Genomic DNA, 8,300 nt, shown 5'->3' with positions numbered 1-8,300 from the left:
TATTGAACGAAAAAGATCAGCTAACTCTAGCAAGATTACCTGTGAATGCCCGTGGTACATGGATTACATGGCGGTGCGGAATGAACCCTTATTTTCTTTGTAGCCGTGATACTTATTATAGGCATGTGAAAGTCATAGAGAAGATTACAGGTGTAGATATAAACAAGAAAAGTCCTTCAGAATCAGACCACTAAATATACATTATCGGCTATTTGATGTGAGTGGTGAAACGGCGCAAGTTTCACCAGTGTCTATTCAAACTTTAAGTTAAGATAAAAATTTACTTAAAGTTTGAATAAACAACTTAACATCTATCGGTTTTGAAATGTGTCCATCCATGCCTGCGGCCATAACTTCCTCTACATCTTTAACCATAGCTGCTGCTGTCATCGCAATTATAGGCACATGTTTGCCTTTTTCTTTTTCTCTAATTGCTTTGGTTGCTTCATAACCGTCCATGACTGGCATTTGTAAATCCATTAAAATTAAATCGTAGTTTTGTTCTGATTGTTCAAACAGTTCAACCGCTTCCTTACCATTGTTTGCAACCTCAGGTTGTAAAGCAAACTTGTTCAATAACTCAATCGCGACAAGTTGGTTAATCTCATTATCTTCGACAAGTAAGATCCGTTTACCATTTAGTTGAGGTATGCCGCTCCAATTATTACTGTCACTGATGTTATTCGGCTTAATCTCACCAAAGCCAGTACCTGCTTGCAGATCAACTAAAACGTCATGTAAATGCGAAGCAAAAACTGGTTTTTCAATAATAGCATCTAACTCTACTTTTAAGCGTTGCGTCTGTTCTAGTACATGGTCTTTACCATAGGCTGTTACCATCACAATTGTACATCTTTGTTCTAGTTCCAGTTGGCCGAGTTTTTGTTGGATATAGCTGGTAAGTTTAATGCCGTCCATTTTGGGCATTTTCCAGTCAACAATAATTAAATCGTACGGCGACTTTTGTTGGGCTGCGCTAATCACCATATCCATCGCAACCTGTGGATCATCCGTAACATCAACATGAAACTTCCATGATTCAAGTATTCCGTTAATGATATCGAGTGTGTCGTGGTTGTCGTCTACAACTAGGGTTTTAAGTCCCTCTGAAAGTTTATGTGCCAGTTTTTTGGGCTTTCGCGCTTTTTTAACTGGCACACTAAAGGTAAAGATACTGCCCTTATTCGGTTCACTTTCTACCGTTATTTCGCCGCCCATTAAATCAATTAAGCGTTTACTTATTGTTAAGCCTAAACCCGTGCCACCAAAGCGCCGTGTGATTGATTGGTCGGCTTGAGAAAAAGGCTGAAATAACCTAGCTGTTTGTTCTTCAGACATCCCAATACCCGTGTCTTCAACACTAAAAGTCAGCCAAACTGAATCTTGTTTATGGCTTTGGGTAACGGTTATGGTAACCGAACCGTTTTCAGTAAATTTAATTGCATTGCCGACTAAATTATTCAAAATTTGGCTTAGTCTGAGCGAATCACCACGGTAAAACTGAGAAATTCCAGGCTCTATTTTAAAGTTTAATTCATTGTGTTTATCGTCAGCTTTAACCGTTAATATGCCTGATGTTGTGGTCAGCAGCCTTTCTAAATCAAAGTCTTCTTCAACAACATTAAGCTTGCCAGCTTCGATTTTAGAGTAATCCAAAATGTCGTTTAGGATATTCAGTAATGCTTTAGACGAGTCTTCAACTTTTTGTAGATGCTGTTTTACTTTTTCGTCTAATGGCATTGATAATACGAGTTGAGTTAATCCAATAATACCGTTCATCGGTGTTCTAATTTCATGACTCATATTCGCCAAAAAGTCGCTCTTGGCTTGACTTGCTGCGTCTGCTTTTTCTCGTAACGCAATTAGATTCGCTTGCATTTCTTTTTCGGCGGTAACATCTAAATTGGTACCAAGCATGCTAATTGCACGCCCAGAATTATCTCTGATAATGACACCATTTGCCGAGATGTGTTTAACGGTATTGTTTGGAAATAGTAATCTAAATTCAGAGTTCCAGCGCGTTTCGTCTGAATCTAAAACAGAATCTAAATGCTGTTGAGCTTGTTGAATATCATCTGGATGAACCATACTTTGCCAGAATTCATAAAACTGGTTACTCTGCTTAACTTCTTCAGGTACTGCGTAAATTTTGCATAGCTGCTCATCCCACTCTTGGGTGTTTTGCGGTATATCCCATTGCCATACGCCAAGATTGACAATGTCAGCGGCCAGCTCTAGCTTACTTTTTTGTTGTTCTAGTCCTTTAGCTCGTTCAATTGCGATTTGCCATAACCGAATAGCAACAACAATTGCAATACTTAAAACAATGCCAAATGCTAGAACGATTTCCGTCAACCCTGTGCGTAATTGTTCAACTAAAGTGCTTTTGGGTATCACTTCTATTTGCCAGTCAAGTTGGTTGAGTGGCCTAACTTGTCGCCATTGTTTAACAAAAAGTCTGTTGTCACTTCCGGTTTCTAAGTTCACGGCTTGTGATATTTCTTTGCTATTGATTAATAGTTTGTACCCTAACTCATTTTGCTGCTGTTTGGTTTGAGCAAATAAATTTTGAACATCTAATGTGACCGCGATTAAATTTGCTGGAAAAGAGTTAGATTTTATCTCAATCATATAATGGATGAGCTGGCGTTGTTTGTTCAATGTAACTTGAGAAAAATAGCCATTGTATTTATCTGTATGGTGTTGTTTGTTTTCAATGTGGTTAGTGATATCACTAATTTGATTTGGCTTCTGGTAAACAAGAGAATCAAAGTATTTGATGTCATTGCCTTTAAGCAAAGTAATTGCCACTATGCTTGGATGATCTTTTAGATAGTTGGAGATATCCTTACTTAATATATTGTTGTCTATGTTATCTAATAGCCTGATTCGTTGTGCCAAACGGTGAAGTGGCAGTTTGTATAGTTCAAGCTGTGTATCTATGCTTTTGGCAACGTTAATTGCATTGTCTTCTATCGCAGCTTTAATATTTTTTGACTCTAGCGCGACCAAGGTTTGCCATAAGATAATGACAGTCGCAACCAAGCCAACGGTCGCAACCGCAGAGCTCCAATCTTTAGTTGTAACATCTGCCCTATATTGATTGAATATTGACAACATTAAACCTACACCTAAAGCTATAAAACCAATAGATGTATGCACTGCCATTCTGGTGTAATGACCCCAACCATAAGTAGTTTCTAACCCTGTTGTGTAGCCAGACAAGGCAATTAGGCCTAACGCGACAATTAAGGTGCTAATAATAAAGCTAGCCAAAATTGTAATGATTTTCGAGCGATGAGCCGTTCGCTGCAAGCTAATCGCAAGCCCTGTTAAAAAGAAGCACAATGCGGTGTTTGGTGCCATTCGGCCTGGATGAGAGGTCTCTGTTGTTACGTAATGTTCCATTAATAACTGGTCAATTCCAAAGTCGCTTCCGAGCAGATATTCCAGCAATGTTGCACCACCGATCAAGCATAGAAAAATAGCGAGTGGCTGAACAATTTTTTTATGTGCTAACCAAGTTAATGCTATGCCTGCCAGTAAAAAACCAAGTGCAGTGTTGTACTGCATTGGCACAAAGTGCGGTAAAACTTGTATCAGTTGCTGGTTATGTGTGTACCAACCAATTATGACGATAAAGCCGAGTAATAAAGTAAAGATGCCGAATATAGAGGTTAATTTTTTAAAGTCAGAACTTAGCATATTGCCAGTATTTCCTTAGTGGCTTCGGTCATTACAATCAGCGAATGTGACTGATATTAGAATATATAAACAATAGCTTAAAATCTAAATTAATGAAATTCCCGCGACTGAGTTTTTATCTCTCCTAACAAAGGCGTGAGGTCTTCAAGTTTACCGGCAATAACATGGACAACATTATCGGCTTTTTCAACTATGCCTTTTACTTTAAGAATTTTGGCGGTTAGATAAGCTTGTTTTTGCGCTCGTGCTGTTCCTGACCAAACCACAACATTGATATTACCAGTGTCATCTTCAAGCGTCATAAACGTTACGCCAGATGCTGTGCCTGGTGCTTGTTTTCCTGTAACGACGCCAACAACTGTCACTAATGATTGATGTGTTTTTTCCGTGAGCTCAGCCATACGGGTAAATTTACCAAGTTTATCTTGTTGCTCTAATAGCTGAATTGGGTGTAAATCTAAGCTTAGGCCTAAAGCTGCGTAATCTTCAGTTAAGGTATCTAATGCATTTGGTTTAAATAAATAGCCTTGCTCGGGTTCGTGTAATTGGCTAAATAACGGCAAATCACTTTGGTTATTCATAATTTGCCAACGGCTTTGGTATCGATTATCCGCAATTTGAGCAAATGCATTGGCACTGGCGAGTAATTCCATATCGCGCTTGTTGCCAATTACTTGTTTGACTTGTTCAATAGATTGATAGCCGTGCACCGGTCGATTTAATACTAGCTTTTCAGCAGTTATTTGGGTTAAGCCTTTTACTAAGTTAAAACCTAAACGCATGCTTTTTTGCGCACCTTGAATAACCACTTTGTGCTGTGCATCAGATTGATTAATACAGACAGGCAAAACTGTAATTTTGTGTCTTTTAGCATCTTGCACTAGCTGCGAGGCGCTATAAAACCCCATAGGTAAACTGTTTAAAATGGCGGTATAAAATTCAGCTGGATAATAATATTTCAGCCAAGCAGATACATACGCAAGCACAGCAAAAGATGCTGAATGGCTTTCCGGAAAACCATATTCACCAAACCCACAAATTTGCTCAAATAACCTGTTGGCAAATTCTGCTTGATAACCACGGCTGCGCATGCCATCTATCAGTTTGCTTTTAAATTTCATCAGCTCGCCAGACTTTTTCCAACTGGCCATAGCGCGGCGTAGTTGGTCGGCTTCGCCGCCAGAAAAACCAGCCGCAACCATAGCTAGTTTAATCACTTGCTCTTGGAAAATCGGCACACCTAAAGTACGCGCTAAAACTTGTTCAACCTCTTTGGATGGGTATTCAATTTTCTCTTCACCTTTGCGCCGTTTTAAAAACGGGTGCACCATATCGCCTTGAATCGGCCCAGGTCTAACAATGGCAATTTGAATCACTAGATCATAATAATTGGCAGGTCTAAGCCTAGGTAGCATGCTCATTTGTGCTCGTGATTCTATTTGAAATACGCCAACAGTGTCAGCTTGTTGGATCATGCGATAAACATTTGCATCATCTTGCATACTGGTGATATCGGCTATGCTTAATTGCCGTTGTTCTGAGGCTGCTATCATAGAAAAACATTTGCGAATGGCACTCAACATTCCTAGTGCTAATACATCAACTTTTAATAAACCTAAACTTTCTAAATCATCTTTATCCCATTGAATAACGGTTCTGTCAGGCATAGATGCATTTTCAACTGGCACAAGTTCATATAAAGGCCCAGCGGATATAACAAAGCCGCCAACATGCTGGGATAAATGCCGCGGAAAACGCAAAATTTCATTCACCAAATTGATAAACTGCTGACCTTTAACTGACTCCGGCGTTAAACCTAACTCAACCAGTTGGCTTTGCCAGTTCAATCCTTTGTCTCGTCGATTCATGTTTTTGATAAAATACTCTAATTGAGTAACATGAATACCTAAAGCTTTGCCCACTTCTCGAATGGCGCTTTTTAACCTATAGGTGATCACTGTTGCTGCAATAGCTGTGCGGCGTCGACCATATTTTTGATAGATATATTGAATGATTTCTTCACGGCGTTCGTGTTCAAAATCTACATCAATATCTGGCGGTTCGTTGCGTTCTTTTCTGATAAAACGCTCAAATAATACAGCTATTTGCCTTGGATCAACCGAGGTGATTTGCAAGCAATAACACACAACAGAATTGGCCGCTGAACCGCGCCCTTGATACAAAATGCCCTGCTGCTGCGCAAAACTAACAATGTCATGAATGGTTAAAAAATAATATGGATAATTGAGCTCATCAATTAATTGAAGTTCTTTATCTATCGTTTGTTGCACATTCTCTGGCACACCATCTGGAAAACGTTGAGCTTTGCCCTGCTCAACTAATTCGCGTAAATACCCCATAGCACTTTTACCTTCGGGAACTAATTCGGCTGGGTATTGGTAACTTAATTCAGCTAAATTAAATTGGCATTGTTCTGCAATATGATGGCTGGTTTGTAACCACTGGGGTTTAAACAATTTGTTTAGTTTATCAATCGAACGCAAACTACACTCAGCATTACTCAATGCTTGATAACCTAACTTATCTATACTTGTACCTAAACGAATTGCCGTCACAGTGTGTTGCAGTGATAAACGCGTTGGGCAATGCATTAATACGCCCCCTACTGCTGCTATGCTTAACTCAAGTTCATCCGCTAACTGCTGGCAACGGCTAATATAGCTATTTTCTTGGTGGGTTAAATGCCTTTGTATGCCAATATATAATCGACCATTATGGTATTTTTGTAGCCAACGCCCCCAGGTATTATCTTGGTGACTTCCTTGTGGTAACCACAGAATTAAACAATGTTTGAGCGACATTAAATCCCACTGCTCTAACTGGTATTGGCCTTTGTCGCTACGCCTCCTCGCGTTACTGATAATACGACAAAGTTCGCTATAGGCTTGATGATTTGGACACAAGGCAACTATCGACAAACCTGCATCTAGTTTAAATAAACTGCCTATAATCAATTTTATAGCTAGTTTTTGCGCTTTAATTGCTGTGTACGCACGTACAACCCCAGCGACAGAGCACTCATCTGTTATTGCGATGGCTGAGTAGTTTAAAAAATTGGCGCGACTGACCAGCTCCTCTGGGTGAGATGCACCTTGTAAAAAAGAAAAGTTGCTTTGGCAAAAAAGCTCTGCATATTCCATTAGCTAAAAATTCCATGCAAATACCATTGTTGTGCGGGTGTACGATAAATCCATAACCAGACACCTTGCTGACTCCGAGCTATAAAATAATCGCGAATAACCGCTTGATTATCCCACCACCCGCAGACAATTCGCTCTGGCCCTTGTTGAATCGTAACTTGCTCAGTGAGCTTTTTCGGAAACTCAAACAAAAAACTTGGTCTTAATAACCCTGTGAGTTTATCGTTGGTTTTGTGTCTAAAAAAATCTGCTTTAATGGCGGTTAATTGGTTGGCTTGCTCTGGCCTATGATCGTCCTTTAGCTGTACGCATAATACGTTGTTGTCCCCTAACCTAGCCTGCAAACGTGAAATTAACTCAGGTAAAGATAAACTGCCGACAGGTGCTTGGTTGAACATATCGGCTTTATTTTCTTGGCTAGACAATAACCGTTCAACCTGCAAGTTGATTTCAATAACTGGCTCTGGCAGTTGGCAACTTTCAAGCTTTAAAGCAACTAAGCTCGCCCACTTATCTGCTTTAAACTCACCTTGACTGCTAGCTACGGTTAATTGCACCTGCGATTTTTCTCGAGTAATCAATTGCAACTGAATTTGCTGGCAGCGTTTGTCACGCAAATATAAAAAGCGTTCAAGCTTATCTAGTAGTTTTTTTATTGAAGGTAATAGTTTTTGACTATCGGATATTTCAAACAACAAATCGAGTGATTGCTTAAATTGTTCAGGTGGGTGATAAAATCCAACCACTTGTTGTAACTGTCCAGTTAACTGGCCTAAGTAAGTCACTAAACTGTGTTCAAACCTTTTATGTAAATCGGCCAGCGGCAATTTAATTAATTCAGCTAAATACTGAATGCCAACTCTATTTAACTGCTCAATTTGTTTTTTGGTTAAATCTGTTTGCTCAAGAGAAAGCTGCCCAAGCAAATAATTAATTTTATCCGCCGAGCTTGTTAATAAATTAGTGCCCGCTTGTGCCAACAAACGCGCAGCAATCGGCGAATACGCTAAACAATATTGATACTGGTAACCCAGCTCATCTAAATGATTTTTGAGTGTTAACCAGTACTTGTCTAAACTTTGGTAAAGCATGAGCATATCACTGACTTTAATCAAAATACCCTGTTGATAATGTAAAGAGATATCAGCCGTGACTAAATAAAGCCATTGTGCGATTTCTAAAATGGTTTGTTGCTCTATATCCGCTTGGTAAGGATATATTTGTAATTGTCGATATAAAGCCGAAGCAGTGGCTATGCCCATGCCTGCTTTTATACCATGCTGCTTCGCTATTGTATTAAGTTGCACAATACGGGCATCTTTACTATTTGAAATAACAATTGCATTGTTATCTGCATGCCTTTGTTCCGATAGCAGCAACTTATCCAACTGCAAGTTTGGAAAATGTAAATATAACCACAAAGCCGCTGACATC

4 protein-coding genes are annotated in these 8,300 nt (G+C 39.4%); 1 reads left to right on the top strand and 3 read right to left on the bottom strand.

Translation table 11 applies throughout. From position 1 onward, the window contains the following. Positions 1-194: hypothetical protein (locus DS2_RS20895; RefSeq protein WP_235188627.1), on the top strand; the 194-nt coding region annotated here is incomplete at its 5' end. Between the two features lie 73 nt (positions 195-267). Here the strand turns inward: DS2_RS20895 and DS2_RS20010 are convergent. From DS2_RS20010 to DS2_RS15320, 3 genes are all read right to left on the bottom strand, one after another. Beyond that, positions 268-3,705 (bottom strand): response regulator, encoded by a 3,438-nt coding sequence (locus tag DS2_RS20010; protein WP_051479926.1) that lies wholly within the window; start codon positions 3,703-3,705, stop codon positions 268-270. Positions 3,706-3,794: 89 nt separating this feature from the next. Further along, positions 3,795-6,866 (bottom strand): error-prone DNA polymerase, encoded by a 3,072-nt coding sequence (locus DS2_RS15325; protein ID WP_035015712.1) that lies wholly within the window; start codon positions 6,864-6,866, stop codon positions 3,795-3,797. Next, complete coding sequence (locus DS2_RS15320) at positions 6,866-8,299, bottom strand: Y-family DNA polymerase (RefSeq protein ID WP_035015711.1); 1,434 nt, start codon at positions 8,297-8,299, stop codon at positions 6,866-6,868. The genes DS2_RS15325 and DS2_RS15320 overlap by 1 nt, the downstream gene beginning before the upstream one ends. Position 8,300 lies beyond the last annotated feature (1 nt).

The organism is Catenovulum agarivorans DS-2, assembly GCF_000568405.1.
GTDB lineage: Bacteria > Pseudomonadota > Gammaproteobacteria > Enterobacterales > Alteromonadaceae > Catenovulum > Catenovulum agarivorans_A.
This window is presented reverse-complemented; position numbering and strand designations above follow the sequence as displayed.

What these genes read in the sequence shown, in the direction of transcription:
- DS2_RS20010 (WP_051479926.1), bottom strand. Translation starts at nt 3,705, where the DNA reads ATGCTAAGTTCTGACTTTAAAAAATTAACCTCTATATTCGGCATCTTT.
- DS2_RS15325 (WP_035015712.1), bottom strand. Translation starts at nt 6,866, where the DNA reads ATGGAATATGCAGAGCTTTTTTGCCAAAGCAACTTTTCTTTTTTACAA.
- DS2_RS15320 (WP_035015711.1), bottom strand. Translation starts at nt 8,299, where the DNA reads ATGTCAGCGGCTTTGTGGTTATATTTACATTTTCCAAACTTGCAGTTG.